This window comes from Pseudomonas syringae (assembly GCF_023278085.1).
GTDB classification, from domain to species: Bacteria; Pseudomonadota; Gammaproteobacteria; order Pseudomonadales; family Pseudomonadaceae; genus Aquipseudomonas; species Aquipseudomonas syringae_Q.
The window spans coordinates 1764017-1787310 of the sequence record NZ_CP066265.1; the positions used below are offsets into that span (position 1 = coordinate 1764017).

At 58.9% G+C, this 23294-nt stretch carries 21 protein-coding genes and 1 tRNA gene; 9 read left to right on the forward strand and 13 right to left on the reverse strand.

The window, feature by feature from the left end:
• The first annotated feature begins 358 nt into the window (after positions 1–358).
• Positions 359–1087, forward strand: coding sequence for an amidotransferase (locus I9H07_RS08075; protein ID WP_058391072.1), 729 nt, complete (start codon positions 359–361; stop codon positions 1085–1087).
• A 52-nt stretch (positions 1088–1139) separates the two neighbouring features.
• On the opposite strand, the gene I9H07_RS08080 is transcribed toward I9H07_RS08075, so the two are convergent.
• The 3 genes from I9H07_RS08080 to I9H07_RS08090 form a co-directional block, all read right to left on the reverse strand.
• Positions 1140–2111, reverse strand: coding sequence for a magnesium and cobalt transport protein CorA (locus tag I9H07_RS08080; protein ID WP_024673343.1), 972 nt, complete (start codon positions 2109–2111; stop codon positions 1140–1142).
• 126 nt (positions 2112–2237) lie between these two features.
• Positions 2238–2927: a crotonase/enoyl-CoA hydratase family protein gene (locus I9H07_RS08085; protein ID WP_024673342.1), complete on the reverse strand. Its 690-nt coding sequence runs from the start codon at positions 2925–2927 to the stop codon at positions 2238–2240.
• Between the two features lie 125 nt (positions 2928–3052).
• Positions 3053–3346 carry a DUF6388 family protein gene (locus tag I9H07_RS08090; RefSeq protein ID WP_024673341.1) on the reverse strand — a complete coding sequence of 98 codons (294 nt, stop codon included), beginning with the start codon at positions 3344–3346 and terminating at the stop codon, positions 3053–3055.
• Positions 3347–3522: 176 nt separating this feature from the next.
• On the opposite strand from I9H07_RS08090, the gene I9H07_RS08095 reads away from it, so the two are divergent.
• Entirely contained in the window at positions 3523–3849 is a 327-nt protein-coding gene (locus I9H07_RS08095) for an EthD family reductase (protein ID WP_024673340.1), read from the forward strand.
• 4 nt (positions 3850–3853) lie between these two features.
• Here the strand turns inward: I9H07_RS08095 and I9H07_RS08100 are convergent, their stop codons facing one another.
• The gene (locus tag I9H07_RS08100) at positions 3854–4273 is read right to left on the reverse strand and encodes a DUF4124 domain-containing protein (protein WP_236423890.1); all 420 of its coding nucleotides are present in this window, start codon (positions 4271–4273) and stop codon (positions 3854–3856) included.
• Positions 4274–4429: 156 nt separating this feature from the next.
• Here I9H07_RS08100 and I9H07_RS08105 point away from each other — a divergent pair, with 156 nt between their 5' ends.
• Positions 4430–4600 (forward strand): DUF6021 family protein, encoded by a 171-nt coding sequence (locus tag I9H07_RS08105; RefSeq protein ID WP_032606242.1) that lies wholly within the window; start codon positions 4430–4432, stop codon positions 4598–4600.
• Between the two features lie 56 nt (positions 4601–4656).
• Here I9H07_RS08105 and I9H07_RS08110 read toward each other — a convergent pair whose 3' ends face one another.
• From I9H07_RS08110 to I9H07_RS08120, 3 genes are all read right to left on the reverse strand, one after another.
• A complete protein-coding gene (locus I9H07_RS08110) occupies positions 4657–5025 on the reverse strand; it encodes a c-type cytochrome (protein WP_024673338.1) in 369 nt (122 codons plus the stop codon).
• A gap of 55 nt (positions 5026–5080) precedes the next feature.
• Positions 5081–5611, reverse strand: coding sequence for a hypothetical protein (locus I9H07_RS08115; RefSeq protein WP_058391099.1), 531 nt, complete (start codon positions 5609–5611; stop codon positions 5081–5083).
• 239 nt (positions 5612–5850) lie between these two features.
• Positions 5851–6354 carry a cupin domain-containing protein gene (locus I9H07_RS08120; RefSeq protein WP_024673336.1) on the reverse strand — a complete coding sequence of 168 codons (504 nt, stop codon included), beginning with the start codon at positions 6352–6354 and terminating at the stop codon, positions 5851–5853.
• 264 nt (positions 6355–6618) lie between these two features.
• Between I9H07_RS08120 and I9H07_RS08125 the strand changes: the two genes are divergently transcribed.
• On the forward strand, positions 6619–6999 hold the full coding sequence (locus tag I9H07_RS08125) for a helix-turn-helix domain-containing protein (RefSeq protein WP_058823782.1): 381 nt from the start codon (positions 6619–6621) through the stop codon (positions 6997–6999).
• Positions 7000–7279: 280 nt separating this feature from the next.
• Here the strand turns inward: I9H07_RS08125 and I9H07_RS08130 are convergent.
• Positions 7280–7369: transfer RNA gene (locus I9H07_RS08130), tRNA-Ser, on the reverse strand.
• A 189-nt stretch (positions 7370–7558) separates the two neighbouring features.
• Positions 7559–8308, reverse strand: coding sequence for a 3-oxoacyl-ACP reductase family protein (locus I9H07_RS08135; protein ID WP_236423888.1), 750 nt, complete (start codon positions 8306–8308; stop codon positions 7559–7561).
• Between the two features lie 112 nt (positions 8309–8420).
• On the opposite strand from I9H07_RS08135, the gene I9H07_RS08140 reads away from it, so the two are divergent.
• Positions 8421–8987, forward strand: a complete 567-nt coding sequence (locus I9H07_RS08140; RefSeq protein WP_236423887.1) for a cysteine hydrolase family protein — start codon at positions 8421–8423, stop codon at positions 8985–8987.
• A 15-nt stretch (positions 8988–9002) separates the two neighbouring features.
• Here the strand turns inward: I9H07_RS08140 and I9H07_RS08145 are convergent, their stop codons facing one another.
• The 3 genes from I9H07_RS08145 to mfd all read right to left on the reverse strand — a co-directional run bounded on the left by I9H07_RS08145 (position 9003) and on the right by mfd (position 15823).
• Entirely contained in the window at positions 9003–11759 is a 2757-nt protein-coding gene (locus I9H07_RS08145; protein ID WP_236423885.1) for a DEAD/DEAH box helicase, read from the reverse strand.
• A gap of 75 nt (positions 11760–11834) precedes the next feature.
• On the reverse strand, positions 11835–12359 hold the full coding sequence (locus tag I9H07_RS08150; protein ID WP_236423883.1) for a CsiV family protein: 525 nt from the start codon (positions 12357–12359) through the stop codon (positions 11835–11837).
• A gap of 11 nt (positions 12360–12370) precedes the next feature.
• On the reverse strand, positions 12371–15823 hold the full coding sequence (gene mfd, locus I9H07_RS08155; RefSeq protein ID WP_236423881.1) for a transcription-repair coupling factor: 3453 nt from the start codon (positions 15821–15823) through the stop codon (positions 12371–12373).
• Positions 15824–16012: 189 nt separating this feature from the next.
• Between mfd and I9H07_RS08160 the strand changes: the two genes are divergently transcribed.
• Entirely contained in the window at positions 16013–17476 is a 1464-nt protein-coding gene (locus I9H07_RS08160; RefSeq protein ID WP_024673330.1) for a glyceraldehyde-3-phosphate dehydrogenase, read from the forward strand.
• A gap of 183 nt (positions 17477–17659) precedes the next feature.
• On the forward strand, positions 17660–18922 hold the full coding sequence (locus I9H07_RS08165) for an MFS transporter (protein WP_236423879.1): 1263 nt from the start codon (positions 17660–17662) through the stop codon (positions 18920–18922).
• A 66-nt stretch (positions 18923–18988) separates the two neighbouring features.
• On the opposite strand, the gene I9H07_RS08170 is transcribed toward I9H07_RS08165, so the two are convergent.
• Positions 18989–20281, reverse strand: a complete 1293-nt coding sequence (locus I9H07_RS08170) for an MFS transporter (protein WP_024673328.1) — start codon at positions 20279–20281, stop codon at positions 18989–18991.
• Between the two features lie 436 nt (positions 20282–20717).
• Between I9H07_RS08170 and I9H07_RS08175 the strand changes: the two genes are divergently transcribed.
• Both I9H07_RS08175 and sthA read left to right on the forward strand, forming a co-directional pair.
• A complete protein-coding gene (locus tag I9H07_RS08175) occupies positions 20718–21701 on the forward strand; it encodes an FAD:protein FMN transferase (protein WP_236423923.1) in 984 nt (327 codons plus the stop codon).
• 161 nt (positions 21702–21862) lie between these two features.
• Positions 21863–23257 carry a Si-specific NAD(P)(+) transhydrogenase gene (gene sthA / locus I9H07_RS08180; RefSeq protein ID WP_058823775.1) on the forward strand — a complete coding sequence of 465 codons (1395 nt, stop codon included), beginning with the start codon at positions 21863–21865 and terminating at the stop codon, positions 23255–23257.
• Positions 23258–23294: the final 37 nt, after the last annotated feature.

A 23294-nucleotide genomic window follows, 5' to 3' on the forward strand; every position in this document is an offset into this window, starting at 1 on the left:
GCGTTGAACAGACGGGGCCGGTCATCTGACCGCTCCCCCGAGCGTTGCACGGTTTCCGTCGCTCTCTCTGTTACAGATATAAACATAGAGCTGACGTGCGCTGATCTATAGAACCGTTCGGAATTTAAAATTGCTTTATCTAAACGCTCGGTTATCAATTTGAACAAGCGTGAGGCCACAGGCCTTCGCTAGACGCTTCCAGCAAAATTGACTGTTTTGTGCCGTTCGTCCGAGTCGGAATTGTCCTACATTGTTCGCGTACGCCGTCTGCATGCTCGGCGCTGCTTGATTTGGTGGGGGCTTCAAGGCAGGCTTCGTGGGTGCGCTTTTACCTCATTACTGTTTCAGGTCCTCATTTATGCCTTTACGCATCTGTATTCTGGAAACCGATAACCTGCGTCCGGAACTGGTTGAGCAGTATCAGGGTTACGGACGGATGTTCGAATTGCTGTTCGTGCGCCAGCCGATTGCCGCAGAGCTGTCGGTGTACAACGTGGTGCAAGGCATTTATCCACCTCAGGACGAGCGATTCGACGCTTATCTGGTGACCGGCAGCAAAGCCGACTCGTTCGGCACCGATCCATGGATACAAACCTTGAAGGGCTACTTGCTCGAGCTGTATCAGCGCGGCGAAAAGTTGCTGGGTATCTGCTTTGGCCACCAGTTGCTGGCGTTATTGCTGGGCGGCAAGACCGAACGTGCCGCTCAGGGTTGGGGTGTGGGTATCCATCATTATCAACTGGCAAACGCCACGCCGTGGATGACGCCGAAGATGGACCAGTTGACGCTACTGATCAGCCATCAGGATCAGGTCACTGCGCTGCCCGAGAACGCCACGGTGATTGCCTCCAGCGAGTTCTGCCCGTTCGCGGCTTATCACATCAACCATCAGGTGCTGTGCTTCCAGGGCCATCCTGAGTTCATTCACGAGTTTTCACGCCGCTTGCTGGATCTTCGTCAGGAAGCACTGGGCGAGCAGATTTACCAGCAGGGCGTCGCCAGCCTCGATCATGATCACCACGGGGCCACAGTGGCCGAGTGGATGATGCGTTTCGTGGCGCATCGGCCGGAAGGTCAGGCCGTTTGACAGGCCCGACTTCCATATTCGTGGATTTCTATACGGCAATCGGTGCCTTGCTCTACAACCAGCCCGAGCGTTTGAAGCTGGCGAACAATGCTCCGCAGCCACCGAATATCACGCCGAGCACGATAAAGTATCCGTAGTGCCAGGTGAGTTCAGGCATGTTTTCGAAGTTCATGCCGTAGATCCCGGCAATTGCAGTCGGAAAAGCCAGAATCGCTGCCCAGCCGGCAAACTTGCGCTGCACGATGCTTTGTCGTGACGACTCCAGCAGCAGACCGATTTCAATGGTCTGGCTGGCGATGTCACACAGGTTGCCCAGGTCTTCCATCTGCCGTTTGACGTGAATCTCTACATCACGGAAGTACGGCCGCATGTTCTTGTCGATGAACGGAAAACTGAGTCTCTGCAGCTCCTCGCCCACTTCCACCATCGGTGCCACATAGCGACGCATGCGCAACAGGTCGCGGCGCAGGGCATGGATGTGCTGGATGTCGGACTCGCGCAATGAACCGCCGATCACACTTTGTTCCAGCAGCTCAAGCTCCGCATGAATGGCTTCGGTGACCGGCTGATAGTTTTCGGTAACGAAGTCCAGCAGAGCGTACAGCACGAAGTCTTCGCCATGCTCCAGCAGCAGTGGCCTGGCTTCGCAGCGTTGCCGCACCAGCCCGTAGGACTTGGAGTGCCCGTTGCGTGAAGTGATGACGTAGCCCTTGCCCGCGAAGATGTGGGTTTCTATGAACAGCAGCTTGCCGTTGTCGCGTACCGGCGCATAGGTCACGATGAACAGCGCATCGCCGAAGGTCTCCAGCTTCGGACGACTGTGAACCTCCATGGCATCTTCAAGGGCCAGCTCATGCAGATTGAACTGCTCTTTGAGGCTGGTCAGCTCTTCTGCACTGGGTTGCTCCAACCCGATCCAGACGAAATGGTCAGGCTTGGCGGCCCAGGCAGCGCCTTCATCAAGGGTAATATCCCGAACTTTCTTGCCTTTGCTGTAAACCGCTGCTGCAACAACTCGACCCATGGCGCTATCGCTTCTTCAATATGTCAGTGGCGCAAATGATCATGCGCGGTAGCTGATCAGATTGATCAAATGCGGATCAGTTCGCCGATAAACGAAAGCCCGCACAGGCGGGCTTCGGCTCAAGCATCAAAGCAGGTGCTGTCGATCCTCTTCGATCGCCGCATCCAGTGTCTCGAGCAAGGCTTTTCTGGCCTTGAGCTTGGTGTTCTTGTGCGCGTTCATGTTGATCTTCCTGAACTGTGCCGCGACCGCCAATGCGGCAGCTTGCAGCTCTTCGACACTGACCACCTTGTCGAGAAAGCCTGCCGCCATCGCCGCTTCAGGATCGAACATTTCGGCGTTGATCACCGAGCGGTTGAACGCCGATTTACGCAGTCGGTCACGGGCCAGCTCGATACCGGCGTGGTGCATGGTCATGCCGATCTGCACTTCGTTCAGGCCAATGCTGAACGGGCCTGCCACACCGATTCTGTAATCTGCAGACAGCAGCAGAAACGCACCTTTGGCGACGGCGTGGCCGGGGCAGGCAACAATGATAGGGAAGGGGTGCGACAGCATGCGTCGTGCCAGCGTCGAGCCCTGTGCGACCAGGCTGATGGCGGCTTCGGCGCTAGACGTCATGACCTTGAGGTCGTAGCCGCCCGAAAGGATGCCCGGCTGACCGGTCAGAATAACGATGGCCCGATCCTTTTCGGCCTGATCCAGTGCGGCGTTGAACGCGACAATCACGTCCGGGGAGATAGCATTGACCTTGCCGTTGTTCAGGGTCAGCGTGGCAACGCCGTCGTCCAGGTGGTACGAGACCAGATCACTCATGACGTGATTCCTTTATTGAAGTAGGCAGACGTTACTCATCCACAAAGACCAGGTAAAGCGCTGACTGACCGGTCACTGAATGGCTTGCTGAGCAAGGGACGATTCGCCGGCACAGAAGGCTCCGGTCACGGCTGGATGTCGTTGAACCCGCAATATTCTTCCCAGTCCATTCCCAGCGCCTCGGCCACCTGCTGGTGTGCTTCCAGACGCATGCTTTTCAACTGCTCGGGTGACTCGGCAATCAGTTCCAGCGCCAGTTCCCATGGCTCTATGCCTTGATCTTCTGCCTCGTCTTCAAAGGCCCACTGCACTTGCTGCTTTTGCTCTTCAGGACTCAGGCTGCTGATTTCATCCTTCAGGGTCGGATGCGTCGCGAGGTATTTCGCCAGCGCGGCTTCGTTCCACTCAAGTGCGTTCATAGCGGGTTCCTCAAACGGGTAGATGGCCGGACGCAACTGGGTGCGGCCTGAAAAAGAGCGCGTGATTGTGCGGGAGCAGAGGATTGATGTCAGCACCCGGACAGGATAATCGCTAGAGTGTCAGAGAATTTTCAGTTGTCCATTTGATGCAGCTATCCATTTGAGAGGAGATCGACATGATCAAAGTCAGCGTGCTGTATGCGTATGAAGAAGGCGCACGTTTCGACCACGAGTACTACCGTGACAAGCATTTGCCGCTGGTGCAGAAACTCATGGGCGAGCATTGCAAGGGCTACAGCGTCGATCGTGGCATTGGCGGTGCTGCGCCAGGCTCGGACCCGCTGTATATCGCCATGTGCCATATCTATTGCGACTCCATCGAAGCCTTCGAGGCGGGCATGGGGCCGCACGCTAAAGATATCAACGGCGATATCATCAACTACACCGACCTGATACCGGAGATACAGATCAGTGAAGTTCGCAAAGAAGTGAGAACGGCGTAACGGTTTATCGAGCGGCTTTCTGGCGAGCCGCGTCTTTTCTCGAGGACGTCCCGCCCGACGGGTCAAAACACTGGCTGTCGTAGCGCGGGCTTCGGCATTGGGAGGCGACGCTGGGCGGCGGCGGGCGGTTGCGCTGATAAGCCTTGTAGCGTTCTGTTTCAACCACCGTCACGTGAGCACGGCTACTGACCTTCAGGTACTCGGTGGCCTTGAGGTTGGTCTTGTGGACATAATCCAGCGGTTCTCCCTCGCGCATAATCAAGGGCGGGCCGGGCCGCTGCGGTGTGCTCTGCAGGTTGCTGTCGCACGGGATGGACGCAAAGCTCACCTTGCCTTCAGCTGAGGTGCACTTGAATATTTCGCTGTGCGCTGTACTTGCGCCGAATACTGAGGCCAGCGCCAGCATGATTGAAAGCCTTTTCATGAATCTCTCCCTAGATAGCGCAAGGCTATCATCTGGCGTCGAATGCTGCCAGATCATCCCGTTGCACGTGGAATGTCCGTTCGTCAGTCGCATTGCACGGCTGCGCCAGTCAGGTCTCTGACTATCAGGTTCTGAATTTTTTAAATGGAGGCGCATATGACCGGCACAACGCCAGACAGTAAAAACGAGCAGAAGGATAATCTGGGTTTCGACGAAGAGTCGCCGAAGACCGAGGACCCGCAAGTCGACCCGACCGGGCCTGCCAAGACGCCAGCCACTGAAGGTGGCTCCAAGAGCGAGTATCCGCCGTACACGCCTGATAAGTAACGGATCGGTTGCCCCCGGCAATTGCCGGGGGAATCAAACGCTGTCGCTACACCCCGTTATTTATTCGCGTCCAGATATTCCAGCAAATCGTCCATTCGATCATCACTGCCCATCCACCACAGTTTCATCCGGGTGCCGGGCACGACGTCACTCGGGTCCTTGATGTAAGTGCGCAGTTCTTCGCGGCTCCAGACCACTCCCGAGTTCTTCATCGCATCGGTATAGACATAGCCTTCCTGCTGCCCGGCAGGCTGGCCGACGATGCCGTTGAGTTGCGGGCCGAATGCGTGACGTGCGGAAGGGCCGATCTTGTGACAGCCGGAGCAAAGGCGGGTGAAAACGGCTTTTCCGGCCTCCGCATCGCCAGCGCCATAAGCCGTTGGGTGTAGCGCCATGACCAGCGCAAATAAGACGGTCTTCTTCATTGATATCCCAAAGTCGCCAGGCTGCTGAGCCAAAATTCAGCGCATTCGTGGACGATCACTTGTGTACAGGAATCTGCTTCGACAGTTCATCGAAGTCGCGCTTGTAGCTGGCCATCTCGGCGGCGCTGATGAAGCTCTGCTCGAGCGCCAGTTTTTTCGATCCGGTTTCGATGCTGTCCAGTTGATGAAGGAAGCGCTTTTTCCGCTTGGCTTCAAGCCTTGTCCCGGCGTCTTCAATAGACGTGCGAAGCTCCGCCACTCGCTTATGGACGAAATCCTGGCCCCTGCGATCAACCGTCAATCCGTCGTTTTCGACATAACCTTCCAGTCCGGTTTTTTTCAAGACCAGCACCAGCGCCTGATCCGGCGTGAACGTTCCCTTGAATTTTTTTACCTTCTTGCTGCTGTCAGCGCCCAGATCAACATTGATCGGGCAGCCGGAACGATGCGCCAGTTGTTGCAGCGCCTCATCCAGGCGCTGCGTCGGCATGTCGTAGGCAACAGGGGTCATCTGGCAGGCGGCATACGCCTGGGCCCCCGCGAGGCAAGTGACGGCGAGGGTCAGGCTTCTCAGGACTTTTTTCATGTTGGGAGATTTGTCATCCGGGTGATACGGCTTGGAAACCATTTTCTGCATGTGGGTTCGGATTGCAGATTGCCCGATATTTCACTGGCATCGCAAGGGCATGCACTCAAAACGCAGACAAAGAAAAGCCCGCGATGGGGGGTAGCGGGCTTAAGGTCTTGCTGGGAATTGAGTTAACAATAAACCCGTGAACGTGAAAAAAGCGTGAACTGCTCACTACAATATCGAAACAATTTTAATCAAGGCTCGCCATCCCAGTAATCGACGTTTTCAGTGATCCGCTGATTGGCTGTAAAGGCCCGTGTGCCTTGAATGGAAGCCATGGCCTGGTACTTGCCCGAGTCCGGGTATTCACAGATTTCCGGCGACTCCCGGGTACTGATCGACAGGTACTTGAGCGGGAACTGCGAGGTGTTGATGATCTGGTGCGGGTATTCCGGTCCGGCCGGGATGAACAGCACGTCTCCCGCCTTGATAGGTAGCATTTCCCCGGCAACCCGCAGGCTGCCTTCACCCTCGACAATCACGAACATTTCTTCCTGAGCATGATGGAAGTGGTATGGGCAGGAACGCTTGCCCGGCGCCACGATATCAATGGAGGCACCCAGCTTCTTTGCTGCCGTTCCAGTACCCAGCCGCGCTGCCGCGCTTTCATACAACGGCTCGCGAACCTCGTGCGCCAGTGTCGCATCGTTAAAGTTGCGGATCAGGCGGGAGGCCAGATCATGTGCTCGGTCATTCATAATGATGAGGCCCGGAAGGATTCAAGGGGGGATACTGGTTCAGCAGGCTACTTTAGACCATGCATGGACCCTCGGTGACAGCGGGCGAGGGTGTACTGGCAAATGAGTGGCGAATCTTCAGCTTGTACGATGAGTGCGGCCGGCGTGGCGTGCGGACCATATCGAGAATGGTTCTGCAAGCGAATTAGTGCGCCGGAGCGCAATTAATCATCTGTCAGACAGGCAATAGGTGTATGGTCGTTGAGTCTACACAGGAGTACCAGCATGGAAAATTTTGGTGAAAGACTGATCGAAGAGCGTCGTAAAAGCGCTCTGAGTCAGAGCGATTTCGCGACCATGGGCGGCGTCCGGGCCAATGCCCAGGCTAACTATGAAATGGGCAAGCGTAAACCCAAGCTGGACTACCTGGCCGCCATCGCCAAAGGCGGAGTGGATGTTCTTTATGTGGTGACAGGTACGCATGTGCCGATGAGCTCGGCGGGACTGAATGTCCGGGAAGTCGAGGTGATTCAGGACTACAGGAAGCTCAACGATGGCGATCAGCGCGCCGTAGAGCGTATATCGGCTTCGTTGCCCAAGCATAGCCAGGTTCCGGCCAAGGCTGCGCTGAGTCATCATGTTTCCGAGAGCGGATCTTTGATCTGAAACTTCAGACGTTACGCGATAGATCTTGAATCCCGCCTTCAGTATCAAGCAGTTTGATTGTCCTCAATTACCCGTCATGCCGTGCTCATCCCGCTTCTCGTCGTTTTGCCTGAATATGGCTCTGCTCGAGCCTGCGCTACGCCCGTAAGTTTCAATGAGCTGGTTCCTGTCGGTCCCATATTGTTCCCATATCCGTCCCATGAGCACTTTTTCAAACCCCAGAAACCACAAAACCCCTGAAATTCGTCAATGAATTCAGGGGCTTGGCGTTTTTCAAATATGGCGGTGAAGGAGGGATTCGAACCCTCGATACAATTTCTTGTATACACACTTTCCAGGCGTGCTCCTTAAGCCACTCGGACACCTCACCGTATCTCGGTAACAACGTTGTGTCTGCCGAGGCGCGCTAATGTAGTCGAAAGCCTTTCCTAACGCAAAACTTTTTTTCAGATTTTTCATGTGGTTAAGCAGATAAACGCTTATTCGCCGGCAAAAGGTCCGACCGGGCAGGGTGGCCCGGTCTGGCGCGTGGCGCAGAGGGCCGCTTGCCGTGGGTGGATCAGGCGCTGAAGCCGCCGTCGATGGTCAGGCTGGCGCCGGTGATGTAGCCCGCTTCCGGGCCTGCGAGGTAGGCGACGAAGCTGGCGATTTCCTCGCTTTTGCCGTAGCGGGGGATGGCCATCAGCGCCTTCAGGCTTTCGGCGAATTCGCCTTGGGCCGGGTTCATGTCGGTATCGACCGGGCCGGGCTGGACGTTGTTGACAGTGATGCCTTGCGGGCCCAGGTCGCGGGCCATGCCTTTGGTGAGGCCGATAAGGGCCGATTTGCTCATGGCGTAGGTCGCGCCACCGGCGAACGGCATGCGGTCGGCGTTGGTGCTGCCGATGTTGATGATGCGACCGCCTTCTTCCATATGGCGGGCGGCTTCCTGGCTGGCGATAAACACGCTGCGCACGTTGATGGCCAGGGTTCTGTCGAAGTCCTGCATGCTGAATTCGTTGAGCGGAGCGATGGCCAGCACGCCTGCGTTGTTGACCAGAATGTCGAGTCTGCCGAGGGTTTCAGCGGTGGTCTGCACGGCCTGGCGGATGGCTTTTTCATCGGCGCTGTCTGCACGGATGGCCAATGCCCGCCCGCCGTTGGCATTGATGCTGTCCTGAATCTCCAGCGCGCTGACTTCGGAGCTGACATAGGTAAATGCCACCGCCGCGCCTTCTCGGGCCAGGCGGTTGACGATGGCAGCACCAATGCCGCGTGAGCCGCCTTGCACCAGAGCCACTTTGCCAGCGAGTTTAAGGTGTTCGATCATGATGTTCTCCTTTGGGCAGGTTTCGTACGGGCCGAAGCGTATCGACGATTGCGACCAGAATAGACCCTGATTGCGATAGTCTTCCTGAACCAAAAGTTCGGACGGGTTTGTTATGGATATTCAGGGCAACAGCGCGTTGATCCTCATCGACCTGCAACAGGGCATCAATCATCCGAAACTCGGGCGGCGTAACAATCCACAGGCCGAGACGAATGCGGGCGCACTGCTGGACGCATGGCGGCGCTCGGGGCGTCCGGTGATCCACGTCCGGCATTTTTCCACGTCACCCGAGTCGGTGTTCTGGCCCGAGCAGTCAGGTGTCGAGTATCAACCGGCGTTCATGCCGCAGGCCGATGAACGGGAGCTGAGCAAGCAGGTGCCTGACGCCTTTTGCGGGTCATTTCTGGAAATGTGGCTAAGGTCCGACGGGATCAGGCAGGTAGTGATGGTTGGCGTCATTACCAATAACTCAATCGAATCCACGGCACGCAGTGGTGGCAATCTGGGATTTGAGGTCGTGGTTGCACATGACGCCTGCTTCACCTTCGATCAGCAGGATTTCTTCGGCACGCCGCGCAGTGCCGAGGAGGTGCATGCCATGTCGCTGGCCAATCTGCACGGCGAATACGCCACGGTCCTGTCCACGGCGCACATCCTCCAGCGGGCGGCTGGCGAATAAGCGCCTGGTAGCAGATTACTTGCGGGTCTTTTTCGGCGCAGCAGGCAGCGGCGCGAAAAGGGCCTGCAGGTCTTCGTCACGAAGCCGCCAGTCACCTGCGGTACGGCCGTCGAGCACGCCTGCGGCCAGCGCTGACTTTTCCCGTTGCAGGCGCTGGATTTTCTCTTCAACGGTGCCGCGCGCGATCATCTTGTAGACGAACACCGGCTTGTCCTGGCCGATGCGATAAGCGCGGTCGGTGGCCTGATTTTCCGCTGCCGGGTTCCACCACGGATCGTAGTGAATCACCGTATCGGCAGCGGTCAGGTTGAGGCCCGTGCCGCCAGCTTTCAGGCTGATCAGGAAGATCGGCAGTTTGCCGCTCTGGAAGTCGTGAATCGGCGTGCGCCGGTCGCGGGTCGAGCCGGTCAGCAGGGCGTAGGCGATACCGCGCTGCTTCAATTCTTCTTCGATCAGGCTGAGCATCGAGGTGAACTGCGAGAACAGCAGGATCTTGCGACCTTCGGCCAGCAGTTCTTCGAACATTTCCATCAGGCTGTTGAGCTTGCCGGAGGTGCCTTGTTTGCTGTTGACCGGCATGTCGTGATTGACCAGCCGCAGGTCGCAGCACACCTGGCGCAGCTTGAGCAGTGCTTCAAGAATGATGATCTGACTGCGCGCCACGCCTTTGCGGGTGATTTCGTCCCTGACCTTCTTGTCCATGGCCAGGCGCACGGTTTCGTAAACATCACGCTGCGCGTCGTTAAGGTCGACCCAATGGATGATTTCGGTCTTCGGCGGCAGCTCGGTCGCGACCTGTTCCTTGGTGCGGCGCAGCAGGAACGGCTTGATGCGCGCATTCAGGTGATGCAGGCGATCCTGATTGCCGTGCTTTTCGATGGCCGTGCGGTAATTGCTGTTGAATTCCTTGCTGTTGCCCAGCCAGCCTGGCATCAGGAAGTGGAACAGCGACCACAGCTCGCCCAAGTGGTTTTCCAGCGGCGTGCCGCTCAGGCACAGACGCTGACGGGCATTGAGGTTGCGAGCGGCCTGCGCCGCCTTGCTGTTGGGGTTCTTGATGTACTGCGCTTCATCGAGAATCAGCACGTGGAAGGGCTGTTTTTCGAGCAGCTCCAGGTCCCTGGGCAGCAGCGCATAGGTGGTCAGGATCAAGTCGTAATCCTGAAGATTGCCCGCGTCCTGATGGCGATTGGCACCATACAGCGCCAGCACCTTGAGGTCCGGAGTGAAATGCTCGGCTTCGTCCAGCCAGTTGGGGATCAGGCTGGTCGGCATCACCGCCAGCGCAGGGCGGTCGAGGCGTCCGGCCTGCTTCTCCATCAACAGGTGCGCGAGGGTCTGTAGCGTCTTGCCCAGGCCCATGTCGTCAGCCAGCACGCCGCCGACTTCCAGCTCGCGCAATGACTGCATCCAGCTCAGGCCTTCAAGCTGGTAGGGACGCAGTGTGGCGTTCAAGCCATCCGGCAGGCTGACCGGTGCGTCCTTGATGTTGATCAGGCGCTCGGCGAAATGGCGCAGGCGGTCGCCGCCCTGCCAGGTCAGCGGCAGGTCTTCGAGCTGGGTCAGGCGTGCGGCATCGGCCTTGCTCATGCGCAGCGCATTGTTGCCGTCCTGACGCCAGTAAAAATCGCCCAGCGTTGCCAGTACCGGCTTGAGCCGGCCGTAGGGCAGGGCGATCTGCACCGGGCTGCCGCCGCTCTGGGTGAAGTGGTTGAGCTGCACCAGCAATTGTTCTTCATCGCCGCGCTTGGCCACGGCGGTAGGGCTCATCAGTTCGGGATGGCTGCGGATCAGGTTGATCAGGATCGGCAGCAGGCTCAGGCGTTCGCCGTTGACGATGATGCCCAGCTCCAGGTCGAACCAGTCGCGCTCTGTCTCTTCTTCGATCACCGCGTACCAGGCTTCCACCGGCGTGACGTCGAAGCCGAACTCTTCCTGAATGTCGATTTCCCAGCCTTGCTCGCGCAGGCGTGGCAGGTCATCCAGCACGAAATGCAGCCAGGCCTTGTCGTTGGGCAGTTCGTACATATCGCCAGCGCTGTCAGGCAGCGCCTTGCTCTGCCGGGTGGCGACCTTGAAGCCCAGGTCGGCCAGTTCCTGGCGCAACTGTCGTTCCCGTTCTCCCTGGCGGCGTATGCGCAGGGTTTCGGTTTGGGTGTGCTCGATGATGTCGCTTTTCTGGTTCACCAGGTCGCTGCCCAGCGAACTGACCAGAATGCTCACGTTGGTGGTGCCGACCGCGTAATGCTTGCCGTAGGCGAAGGCCAGGGCGGCGCGATGCTGCACATGGCGCTGCATGCGGCCGTTACGTGGCTCGTAGGCGCTGAACTCGACGCTGGCCAGAATCAGCCGGGGCCGGGGTTGCAGGTCATCGATAAGGCGTTCCGGGAGCCTTGGCTTTTGCGCGATCTGCTGTTCAACGTGCTGCTCGATCTCTCGCTGGTGCGAGCTCAGGGCCGCTTGCAACAATGGCCGGTTTTGCGGGTCCTGCAAAAAAAGCAGTGCGGCAACACAGTGCTTGCAATCGTTGCGGACCGGGCAGGTGCATTTGCAGGTCAGGTAATTTTTGTAGCGATCCGGGTCTTTGAACAGCAGGGTCTGGGTGTAGATTTCCATGCCGGAGCCACGGCACGCGGTACGGATGATCTGCGGGCTGGAGTCTTCCAGCACGATGCGTTTTTGCCGGGCATAGTCGCGCCCTCGCTCAAGCGTTCGATCATGGAATAAGTCTGTCCAGGCCGAGGCCAGGACTTTTTCAAGAATGGACGACAAGTTTTAAAAAGCCCTACGCCGCAGCGATACTCAAAAGAAAGGGAGCGCCGGAGCGCCCCTTGCGTACGTAAAAAATCAAAGAGGAGAAACCTTGATCAGCAACGCCAGGCTGCCGTTGTCCAGATAGGTCAGCTCGCCATTTTTCACCCTGGCGGTCTGTTTCAGTCGCTCACTGCTGATGACAACGCCGTGCGGGTCCAACTGATTGACCCAGAATTGTGCATCAATATCGGTAAAGCGTGCCATCGCCAGACTGACGGTGCCCTCGATGGGGAAATGCCCGAGTTTCTCTTCGCCGCTGGTGACCGCCATTTTCCCCGGCTCGGTGCCGATGCTCTGCTGCCAGGCGCGTTGCATCAGCACCTGGTAATTGCCGCTGCCTTGCAGTTTACCGGCCAGATCATTGAGCGCGGGGCTTCGTTCGTCGCCTGAGTCGATCTTCTGTGCGCCGTTGTCCCAGTTTTCCGGGACACGTTGACGGGTCGAGGCGGGCTCGCCGTTCTGGCGAAACAGCAGCATCTCGACCTGATACAAGCCGTCTGCAAACGCAGTCGGAGCGACCAGCGTCAGCAGCAGGAGCAATGAGCGAAACAGAAGCATGCGTGAGTCCTTCAGGCAGTTTTCGGGGTCAGGCGCTCAAACAGCGCTTCGATGGTGTTGAAACGCTCTTCCGGGCGCTCCATGGGCACCATGAATTTGAACAGCGTGGCACCTTCGAATTTGTAGCGGTTGGGCTGGCCCTGGATCAGTTTGATCAGGGTCAACGGGTCGACCGGGGTCTCAGTGGCAAACTCGATGCGTCCACCTTGCGGCCCGCCATCGACTTTCTTGATGCCCAGTTGTTCGGCTTGCAGCTTGAGCAAGGTGATCCGTACCAGGTTCTTGGTTGGCTCCGGCAGCAGCCCGAAACGGTCGATCATTTCGACTTGCAGGTCCTTCAGCGCCTCTTCATCCGCCGCATTGGCAATGCGCTTGTAGAGAATCAGGCGGGTGTGTACGTCCGGCAGGTAGGCTTCCGGGATCAGCGCCGGTACGCGCAAGTTGATTTCCGGCCCGCCACCAAGTGGCTGATCAAGGTTGGGCTGTTCGCCCTTGCGGATCGCCTTGACCGCGCGTTCGAGCATTTCCATGTACAGCGTGAACCCCACGGCCTGGATCTGGCCGCTCTGGCCATCGCCGAGCAGTTCGCCTGCGCCACGGATTTCCAGGTCGTTGGTGGCCAGCACGAAGCCCGCGCCGAGGTCCTGGGTGTTGGCAATCGCTTCCAGACGCTTTTCGGCGTCCGGGGTGATCTGTTTGCGGGGCGGCGTCAGCAGGTAGGCATAGGCCTGGTGGTGACTGCGCCCGACGCGACCGCGTAACTGGTGCAATTGCGCCAGGCCGAACTTGTCGGCGCGCTCGATAATAATGGTGTTGGCACTCGGCACGTCGATGCCGGTCTCGATGATGGTCGAGGCGATCAGCACGTTGAAACGCTTGTGATAGAAATCGCTCATCACCTGCTCGAGATCGCGCTCGCGCATCTGGCCGTGGCCGATGCCGATACGCGCTTCCGGCACCAGTTCGGCCAGCTCAGCCGCGCATTTCTCGATGGTCTTGACGTCGTTGTGCAGGTAATACACCTGTCCGCCGCGCAGCAGCTCGCGCAGCAGGGCTTCCTTGATCGTCGGCTTGTTCTGCTCCATGACGAAGGTGCGCACCGACAGCCTGCGCGCCGGCGGCGTGGCGATGATCGACAGATCACGCATGCCCGACACGGCCATGTTCAGGGTGCGCGGGATCGGCGTTGCGGTCAGGGTCAGAATGTCGACTTCGCTGCGCAGCGCCTTGAGCTGTTCCTTCTGGCGCACGCCAAAACGGTGTTCTTCGTCGATGATCACCAGGCCGAGGTTCTTGATCTTCACGTCATCCTGCAACAGCTTGTGCGTGCCGATGACGATGTCGATCTTGCCCTCGGCCAGATTGGCGACGGCGGCGCTGACTTCCTTGGCTGACTTGAAGCGACTCATCACTTCCACGGTCACCGGCCAGTCGGCAAAGCGGTCGCGGAAACTGTTGTAATGCTGTTGGGCGAGCAGGGTGGTCGGCACCAGAATCGCGACCTGGCGCCCGCCGTGCACGGCAATGAACGCCGCGCGCATGGCCACTTCGGTCTTGCCGAAGCCCACGTCGCCGCAGACCAGCCGGTCCATCGGCTTGGGCGCCAGCATGTCGGCGCGCACGGCTTCGATGGTGGTCTGCTGATCCGGGGTCTCTTCGAACGGGAAGCCAGCACTGAAGGTCGCGTAATCGGCTTTCGGGTCGGCGAACGCATAGCCTTCGCGGGCTGCCCGACGCGCATAGATGTCGAGCAATTCGGCCGCCACATCGCGGACCTGTTCGGCGGCCTTGCGTTTGGCCTTCTGCCAGGTTTCCGAGCCCAGGCGGTGCAGCGGCGCCATTTCGTCGTCGCTGCCGGTGTAACGGGCAATCAGGTGCAGGTTGGCGACCGGGACGTACAGCTTGGCGTCCTCGGCGTAGGCCAGCATGAGGAATTCCGCGACCTGATTTTCGACTTCCAGCGTCGCCAGCCCCAGATAGCGTCCGACGCCGTGGTCGATGTGCACCACCGGCGCGCCTTCGCGCAGCTCGGTCAGGTTCTTGATGACCGCGTCGTTATTGCCACCGTCGGTGCGTTTTTCGCGGCGACGGCGCTGCATGACGCGCTGCCCGAACAGCGGGCTTTCCGCGACCAGCGCCAGGGCTGGCTGCTCAAGCAGCAGGCCTTCGTCCAGGGGCGCGATGGTGATTGCCAGGCGGTCTTTGCCGTCGACGAAGTCCAGCCAGCTGTCGACAGTCTTCGGGCGCAACTTCAGGCGTTCCAGCAGTTCCAGCAGTACTTCCCGTCGCCCGGCGGATTCGGCGGTGAACAGCACGCGTCCGGGGAAATCATCCAGAAACTTCGACAGGGCCGCCAAGGGCTGACTGGCCTTGGATTCGATCGACAGGTCTGGCAGGGTCTGCGCTGGAAAACGCTCGCGTCCGGCACCGGCGTCGACGTCCTGCTGGCTGGCGACCACGCGCGGCCAGTTTTTCAGGCGCGCGAAGCAGTCTTCTACCGGCAGGAACAACTCGGCTGGCGGCAGCAATGGCCGGGCCGGGTCAACGCGACGCTCTTCGTAACGATTGCGCACGTCGTTCCAGAAGTTCTCTGCCGCCTGCTCGATACCGGGCAGCGAGAACACCTGAGTGTCCTGCGGCAGGTAATCGAAGAGGGTCGAGGTTTCTTCGAAGAACAGCGGAATGTAGTACTCGATACCGGCCGGTGTGATGCCGCTGCTCAAGTCCTGAAAGATCGGGCTGCGGCGGAAGTCCACGTCGAAACGCTCGCGGAAGCGGGCCTTGAAGCGCGTGACTTCTTCTTTCTGGAGCGGGAATTCACGGGCTGGCAGCAGCCGTACCGATTCGACCTTGTCGATGGAACGCTGGGTGTCCGGATCGAAGGTGCGCAGGGTTTCGATTTCGTCATCGAACAGATCGATACGGAACGGCAGCTTGCTGCCCATCGGGAACAGATCAATCAGCGCACCGCGCACCGTGAACTCGCCGTGCTCATACACCGTGTCGACATAGCGGTAGCCGCTGGCCTCCAGACGGGTGCGCATGGCCTCCACATCGAGCTTCTGGCCGACATCCAGCACCAGGCTGCTGCCGAGCAGAAATTTGGTCGGCGCGAGTCTGTGTAGGGCAGTGGTGATCGGTACTACCAAAACGCCATGCACCAGCTCCGGCAAGCGATAAAGGCTGGCGATGCGCTGGGAAATGATGTCCTGATGCGGCGAAAACAGATCGTAGGGCAGGGTTTCCCAGTCCGGGAAGTGCAGAACCGGCAGCGTGGGTGCAAAAAACTTCAGCTCTTGCTCAAGCCGCTCGGCGCTCTGGCTGTCGGCGGTCAAAAGCAGGGTGAAGCGTTTGGCTGCGCTGGCGGCCTCGGCAATGGCCAGGCTCAGTGCGGCACCGGGCAAATTGCCCCAGTGTTGTTTGCCTGCAGCGGCAGAAAGATGCGGTAGACGCAGAACTGGCACGGAAGGTCAGGCTCCAGGCGTTGCGACAGGGGCGGCGATTGTAACGGAGGAAGGTGGTGGCTGTCAGTTTTCCGGAGTGTTGCCGCGTATTTACGGGCAAAAATTATGTAGTGCCGGATGATCTGACAGCCGCGCATTGCTCATAAACACTGGCGCGGTCATAATGTAGCCCCTTTTTTCAGCCCCTACATGTGGAAGGTTCCCGTGACTCAGAAGCCCGACCAGTGTCTTGGTGAATGGATTGATCGTGAAGCCCTTGCCGAAGCGATGATCCCTCTCATCGGTCAGCTCTACCGCAATAACAATGTGGTGAGTTCGATCTATGGCCGTAGTCTGATCAACCGTTCAGTCATCGCGATTCTCAAGGCTCACCGCTTTGCGCGTCATCGTCAGTCCGATGCGGTTGAGTTGTCCGTACATGAGACGTTCCCGCTTATCAAGGCGATGAGCGAGCTCAAACTGGGTGCCGCTTCGGTGGACCTCGGCAAGCTGGCCGTCAAGTTCAAGACTGAAGGCAATGGCCGCACGCCTGAACAGTTCGTGCGTGAGGAACTGGCCGGTGTAGTGGGTCAGCAGGGCGCCAGCCCGCGTAAAGGCACCGATGTCGTGCTGTACGGTTTCGGTCGTATCGGCCGCCTGCTGGCGCGCATCCTGATCGAAAAAACCGGTGGTGGCGACGGCCTGCGTCTGCGCGCCATCGTGGTCCGCAAGGGTGCGGAAAACGACCTGGTCAAGCGTGCCAGCCTGCTGCGTCGTGACTCGGTACATGGCCCGTTCGACGGCACCATCACCATCGACGAAGCGAACAGCACCATCACCGCCAACGGCAACCTGATTCAGGTGATCTACGCCAAGAACCCGACAGAGGTGGATTACACCCAGTACGGCATCAAAGACGCATTGCTGGTGGACAACACCGGTGTATGGCGTGATGCCGAAGGTCTGGGTCAGCATCTGGCGTGCCCTGGCGTCGATCGCGTTGTATTGACCGCGCCGGGCAAAGGCAAGCTGAAGAACATCGTGCACGGCATCAACCACGGTGAAATCACTGCTGACGACAAGATTGTTTCTGCGGCATCTTGCACCACCAACGCCATCGTGCCGGTGCTCAAGGCGGTCAACGACAAGTTCGGCATCACCAACGGTCACGTTGAAACAGTTCACTCGTACACCAACGACCAGAACCTGATCGACAACTTCCACAAGGGCGATCGCCGTGGCCGCAGCGCCGCGCTGAACATGGTGATCACCGAAACCGGCGCCGCCACTGCTGCCGCCAAGGCACTGCCTGAACTGGCCGGCAAGCTGACCGGCAACGCGATCCGCGTACCGACGCCGAACGTGTCCATGGCCATTCTCAACCTCAACCTCGAGAAGCCGACCACCCGCGAAGAAATGAACGAGTACCTGCGCTACATGGCGCTGCACTCGGACCTGCACAAGCAGATCGACTTCGTGAACTCGCAGGAAGTGGTCTCCACCGACTTCGTTGGCTCGCGCCACGCCGGTGTCGTGGATGCCGAAGCCACCATCGTCAACGATAACCGCGTTGTGCTGTACGTCTGGTACGACAACGAATTCGGTTACAGCCACCAGGTGGTACGCGTGATGGAAGACATGGCAGACGTCAATCCGCCTGCTTTTCCGCAGTAAGCGTCAAGCGCATCAGTTGTCCGGTCTGACCGGGCAGCGATAGAAACGGGCCGAATCCTGTGTAAACAGGCTTCGGCCCGTTTTGTTTTTTAGCGTGTCATGAGAATCTGTCAGGCGATGTTTCTTGCGGTCGGATCTGCCGCCTGGCATGTAAAGCCCTTATGGACAATGGAGTGGTAAAGGATGAGCAGTTCGGCCATGGACGTTTCGCAGCAACACCTCAAGAGCAGCTTCTTTCTGCTGTTTCTGACGATCTTCATCCCCTTCGGCCTCGGGCATTTCGTTTCCTACCTGTTTCGTACCGTCAATGCGGTGATCTACGTTGATCTGCAAACCGACTTGAGTCTGCCCGCGAGCAGCCTTGGGCTTCTGACGGGCGTGTATTTCCTGACCTTCGCGGCCGCGCAGATTCCGCTCGGCGTGATGCTCGATCGCTACGGTCCACGCAGCGTGCAGGCACCGATGTTGCTGTTTGCAGTGGCTGGCTCGGTCATTTTCAGTGTTTCCAGCAGCGAGGCCGGCCTGTTGCTCGGGCGTGGTCTGATCGGCCTCGGCGTGGCGGGTTCGCTGATGAGTGCGATCAAGGCGTGTGCCATCTGGCTGCCGATCGAGCGCTTGCCGCTCAGCACTGCGTGCCTGCTGTCGATTGGCGGGCTGGGCGCGATGGCGTCCACCACCCCGCTGCATATGCTGTTGAGCTGGTTCACCTGGCGGGAGGCGTTTCTGATCCTCGCGCTGCTGACCTTCTGTGTCGCCGGAGTCATTCATTTCAGCGTGCCCAAAGCCTATGAGACCAAAAATACCCGATACCGCGATATGTTCGCTGCTGTCGGCCAGCTGTACTCATCCTGGGCATTCTGGCGTCTGGCGCTCTATTCGGTGTGCGCACATGCCATCTATATGTCGGTGCTGTCGCTGTGGATGGGGCCATGGCTGCGCGACATGGTCGGGCTGAGTGATGCCGACATGGCCAGCGTGCTGCTGTCCGGCGCGATTGCGATGGTGGCGGGGTCGCTGGCGTTCGGCACGATCACCGATTATCTGCGCCGCTACGGCGTGCAGCCGATCATGATCTGTGGCACCGGCATGCTGATCTTCATCGGCTTTCAGGTGTTGATGGCCAGTGGTCTGCCGGTGTCGCCCTACCTGATTGCCATGGGTTTCAGCTTTTTCGGCACTTCGACCACCATGAACTACGCCATCGTGGCGCAATCGGTGTCGCCAGCGCTGGCGGGAAGGGTGAGTTCATCCTTCAATCTGGTGGTTTTCGTGCTCGCGTTTTTTCTGCAGTGGCTGATGGGTGTGGTGCTTAACCTGTGGCCAGCCGCGCAGGGTGCCGGTCACTCGCTTGTGGCCTGGCAATGGTCGCTGGGTTTGATGATTGCTCTGCAATTGCCGGGCGTATTGCTGTGGCTCAGCTTTCGGCCGTGGCAGCGCAAGGCCTGAAAACGCAAAACCCCGGCCCGAGATACCCGGGCCGGGGTTTGTTTGCTTCGCAGGTACAGCGATGAGTCAGGTAGCGGAAGCCGCGACAGGCGCTTCAAGCTTCTGCCCACCCTTGCGGAACAGCACCAGCGTCGCAACCAGCCCCAGCACGGCTGCGCCGGTCAGCCAGATGCCTGGCGCTGCTTTGTTATCCAGTACGTGAATCAGGTAAGTACAGGCCGCCGGGGTGAAGCCACCGAAGGTTGCAGTCGCCAGGCTGTAGGCCAGCGAGAAGCCGGTGGTGCGAACGTCGACCGGCATGATCTCGGTCAGCGCCACGACCATGGCGCCGTTGTAGGAGCCATACAGGAACGATAACCACAGTTCGACCATCAGCAGGTTGCCGAAGCTCGGATGCGCAACCAGCCACGACAGGGCAGGGTAGGCGGTGGCGATGGCCAGCACGGTCGCGGCAATCAGCAGCGGTTTGCGGCCGATACGGTCCGAGAACGAACCCATGATCGGCAGCCAGATGAAGTTCGACACGCCGACGCAGACTGTTACCAGCAGGCTTTCCAGGTCAGTCAGGTTCAGCTCGTTCTTGCCGAAGGTCGGGGTGTAGGCGGTGATCAGGTAGAACGTTACGGTGGTCATGACCACCAGCGCCATGCCGCCGATGACCAGGCCGAAGTTCTGGCCGATCGAGCGCACCACTTCACGCAAGGTCGGGCGATGAGTCCGGGCTTCGAACTCTGGCGACTCTTCCAGCGAACGGCGGATGATGAAGATTGCCGGCACGATCAGGCAGCCGATCAGAAACGGCACGCGCCAGCCCCATTCACCCATCTGCTCAGGGCTCAGCCAGTGGTTCAGGCCCACGCCCAGCAAGCCGGCGAAGACCACCGCTGCCTGTTGGCTGGCGGACTGCCAGCTGACGAAGAAGCCCTTGCGGCCTGGTGTCGAGATTTCAGCCAGATAGACTGAAACGCCGCCCAGTTCCACGCCAGCCGAGAAGCCTTGCAACAGGCGACCCAGCAGCACCAGCAGCGGTGCGATCACGCCCAGCGTCGCATAACCCGGTACACAGGCAATCAGCAGGGTGCCCATGGCCATCATGGCGAGGGTAATGATCAATCCCTTGCGGCGGCCGTGACGGTCAATGTAGGCACCGAGGAAGATCGCGCCCAGCGGGCGCATCAGGAAGCCTGCGCCGAAGGTCGCCAGCGAGAGCATCAATGAAGCGAATGCGCTGTCGGAAGGGAAGAAAGTCTTGGCAATGGCCGTGGCGTAAAAGCCGTAGACCATGAAATCGAACATCTCGAGGAAGTTACCGCTGACAACGCGAAAGATCGCTTTGCCCTTACTGGTGGTGGAGGCCATTTAGTTACTCGCTCAGGCTCGTCGGCTTGGAGTCCGTTGTCGTTGTTATCCCGTTTACATCGCCGTTACGTGTGTGCGAATGGCGATGCACACTTGTAACAGTATGTGTAACAGTGCTCAAAAACAACCGTTTCGGCGATTTGCTATCAGTTAACTGACGCTTGACATGTAGGCGCAGTTGAGCGTCGCCACTCCAGACAGTAGTGATGAACCGGAACAAAAAATTCGTTAGCCTGCAGGCTTGATGGGAACCATCCAGCCGTTGGTGACCACTTAATAGGTCGTTGTGTTTATCGAGCGCGGCGCTTGCATGTTCACACAGGCCGCCGTTCACGCTTCCCCCGTCTTGCCCGCTAGCGCAGGTAAGTCGTTTTGAATGATTTTTACAGTGTGGGGCACGGATTTGCGCGGTTTTGGCAGGGTTGCAGGGTGCCTGATGTTGCTGGCGTGTGGTGGTTGTGCCCAGGAGCGCAAGCTGGAAAGCTTCGGCGGCCCGACCATGGGCAGTCATTATTCAGTGGTGTACGTGCGCGGCACCGGGCAGCCTGATGCGCAAGCCTTGCGTCCGGAAGTCGAAGCGATTCTGGCGGAGGTCGATCACCAGATGTCGCTCTGGCGTAGCGATTCGGATATCGAACGTTTCAACGGCTTGCCTGCCAATAGCTGCCAGACCCTGCCCGAATCGATCCTCAAATTGATCGGTGTCGGCGAGCAGCTTTCCCGGGACAGTGACGGCGCCTTCGATTTGACGGTCAAGCCGCTGATTGATCTGTGGGGGCTGGGTGCTTATGAGCGCGTTGATGCGATGCCGTCCATGCGGCAAGTGGCCCAGGCACGAGGCCGGGTTGGCTATCGCAACCTGCGCATCGTCGGGCAGCAATTGTGCAAGAGCGCCGCAGTTCAGGTTGACCTCAACAGTATCGCCGCCGGGTATACGGTCGACCGCATCAGTCAGCGAATGGACGCCCTCGGGCTGCATGATTACCTGGTGCAGGCCGCCGGTGAAGTCAAAGTCAACGGGTTCAAACCCGACGGCTCGTCGTGGCGGGTCACCCTCGACGCGCCCGGCGACGCTGGGTATGGCGCGCAAAAAGTCTTCCCCTTGAACGGCTATGCCGTGTCGACCTCGGGCGATTACCGGCGTTACGCAGAGCGCAGTCCTCGGCGTCCGCCCGACACGCTGGACGCTTTGACCGGCAAACCTGTCGATCATGCGCTGGCGTCGGTGACGGTCATTCATCCTTCCGCGCTGATGGCCGACGGCCTGTCCTCCCTGTTGCTGATTCTCGGCCCGGAGCGCGGCTGGAATTACGCGCAAGAACATAAAATCCCTGCTTTTTTTGTGATTCGTGCCGATAAGCGTTTTATCATCCGCAGCAACGCGTCGTTTGATCGTCTGGCCGTGGAACAGCCGCGCTGATTCAGCGTGCGAATCAGGTATTCCAGAAATTCGTCCAGACAAAAATTGGCCTTCGACGCGACCAAGGGTTAATGTTCGCCGCCTCGGTGTAGCGCTAGACTGCGCCGCGTGATTTAGCCAGAGATGCCAGAGTGGCGCCTCGGTCTGTTTAAGGAGTACGCATGGCTGTCTACAACTACGACGTAGTGGTACTGGGTTCCGGCCCTGCCGGAGAAGGCGCGGCAATGAATGCCGCCAAGGCGGGGCGCAAGGTCGCCATGGTCGACAGCCGTCGGCAAGTGGGTGGCAATTGCACTCATTTGGGCACCATCCCGTCCAAGGCTCTGCGTCACTCGGTCAAGCAGATCATTCAGTTCAACACCAATCCCATGTTCCGGGCCATCGGCGAGCCGCGCTGGTTTTCGTTTCCGGATGTGTTGAAAAACGCCGAAATGGTCATCTCCAAGCAAGTGGCCTCGCGCACCAGTTACTACGCCCGCAACCGGGTCGACGTGTTCTTCGGCACCGGCAGCTTTGCCGACGAGACCAGCATCAACGTGGTCTGCCCCAACGGTGTCGTGGAAAAGCTGGTTGCCAACCAGATCATCATCGCCACCGGCTCGCGCCCCTACCGCCCGGCCGACATCGATTTCAGCCACAAGCGCATCTACGATAGCGACACCATCCTCAGCCTGGGCCATACGCCACGCAAGCTGATCATCTACGGCGCCGGTGTCATCGGCTGCGAATACGCGTCGATCTTCAGTGGTCTGGGTGTGCTGGTCGAGCTGGTGGACAACCGCGATCAACTGCTGAGCTTCCTCGATTCGGAAATCTCCCAGGCACTGAGCTATCACTTCAGTAACAACAACGTGATGGTTCGTCACAACGAAGAATACGAAAAGGTCGAAGGGCTGGATAACGGCGTTGTCCTGCACCTGAAGTCCGGCAAGAAGATTAAGGCGGATGCTCTGCTGTGGTGTAACGGGCGTACCGGCAACACCGACAAGCTGGGGCTTGAGAACATCGGCCTGAAGGCCAACGGCCGTGGTCAGATCGAAGTGGACGAGACCTACCGCACCAGTGTTTCCAACGTCTACGGCGCGGGCGATGTGATCGGCTGGCCAAGCCTGGCCAGCGCGGCGTATGACCAGGGTCGTTCAGCGGCAGGCAGCATGGTCGATAACGGCAGCTGGCGTTACGTCAACGACGTGCCGACCGGGATCTATACCATTCCCGAGATCAGTTCGATCGGCAAGAACGAGCACGAACTCACACAGGCCAAGGTGCCGTACGAAGTGGGCAAGGCGTTCTTCAAGGGCATGGCGCGTGCGCAGATTTCCGGCGAGCGGGTCGGTATGCTGAAGATACTTTTCCACCGCGAGACGCTTGAGGTGCTGGGCGTGCATTGCTTCGGCGACCAGGCGTCCGAGATCGTGCACATCGGTCAGGCCATCATGAGCCAGCCGGGCGAGGCGAACACGATCAAGTACTTCGTCAACACCACGTTCAACTACCCGACCATGGCCGAAGCCTATCGGGTAGCGGCTTACGACGGCCTCAACCGGCTTTTTTAAGCGACTCCGGCCGGTGGCCTGAGCCGGCCGGGGAGAC

Coding starts and splice junctions, on each gene's coding strand:
- I9H07_RS08115 (WP_058391099.1), bottom strand. CDS start 5,611: ATGAAAAAAGTCCTGAGAAGCCTGACCCTCGCCGTCACTTGCCTCGCG.
- I9H07_RS08075 (WP_058391072.1), top strand. CDS start 359: ATGCCTTTACGCATCTGTATTCTGGAAACCGATAACCTGCGTCCGGAA.
- I9H07_RS08170 (WP_024673328.1), bottom strand. CDS start 20,281: ATGGCCTCCACCACCAGTAAGGGCAAAGCGATCTTTCGCGTTGTCAGC.
- I9H07_RS08110 (WP_024673338.1), bottom strand. CDS start 5,025: ATGAAGAAGACCGTCTTATTTGCGCTGGTCATGGCGCTACACCCAACG.
- I9H07_RS08085 (WP_024673342.1), bottom strand. CDS start 2,927: ATGAGTGATCTGGTCTCGTACCACCTGGACGACGGCGTTGCCACGCTG.
- I9H07_RS08125 (WP_058823782.1), top strand. CDS start 6,619: ATGGAAAATTTTGGTGAAAGACTGATCGAAGAGCGTCGTAAAAGCGCT.
- I9H07_RS08090 (WP_024673341.1), bottom strand. CDS start 3,346: ATGAACGCACTTGAGTGGAACGAAGCCGCGCTGGCGAAATACCTCGCG.
- I9H07_RS08100 (WP_236423890.1), bottom strand. CDS start 4,273: ATGAAAAGGCTTTCAATCATGCTGGCGCTGGCCTCAGTATTCGGCGCA.
- I9H07_RS08135 (WP_236423888.1), bottom strand. CDS start 8,308: ATGATCGAACACCTTAAACTCGCTGGCAAAGTGGCTCTGGTGCAAGGC.
- I9H07_RS08150 (WP_236423883.1), bottom strand. CDS start 12,359: ATGCTTCTGTTTCGCTCATTGCTCCTGCTGCTGACGCTGGTCGCTCCG.
- I9H07_RS08095 (WP_024673340.1), top strand. CDS start 3,523: ATGATCAAAGTCAGCGTGCTGTATGCGTATGAAGAAGGCGCACGTTTC.
- I9H07_RS08140 (WP_236423887.1), top strand. CDS start 8,421: ATGGATATTCAGGGCAACAGCGCGTTGATCCTCATCGACCTGCAACAG.
- I9H07_RS08160 (WP_024673330.1), top strand. CDS start 16,013: ATGTGGAAGGTTCCCGTGACTCAGAAGCCCGACCAGTGTCTTGGTGAA.
- I9H07_RS08165 (WP_236423879.1), top strand. CDS start 17,660: ATGAGCAGTTCGGCCATGGACGTTTCGCAGCAACACCTCAAGAGCAGC.
- I9H07_RS08120 (WP_024673336.1), bottom strand. CDS start 6,354: ATGAATGACCGAGCACATGATCTGGCCTCCCGCCTGATCCGCAACTTT.
- I9H07_RS08080 (WP_024673343.1), bottom strand. CDS start 2,111: ATGGGTCGAGTTGTTGCAGCAGCGGTTTACAGCAAAGGCAAGAAAGTT.
- I9H07_RS08105 (WP_032606242.1), top strand. CDS start 4,430: ATGACCGGCACAACGCCAGACAGTAAAAACGAGCAGAAGGATAATCTG.
- sthA (WP_058823775.1), top strand. CDS start 21,863: ATGGCTGTCTACAACTACGACGTAGTGGTACTGGGTTCCGGCCCTGCC.
- I9H07_RS08175 (WP_236423923.1), top strand. CDS start 20,718: ATGTTGCTGGCGTGTGGTGGTTGTGCCCAGGAGCGCAAGCTGGAAAGC.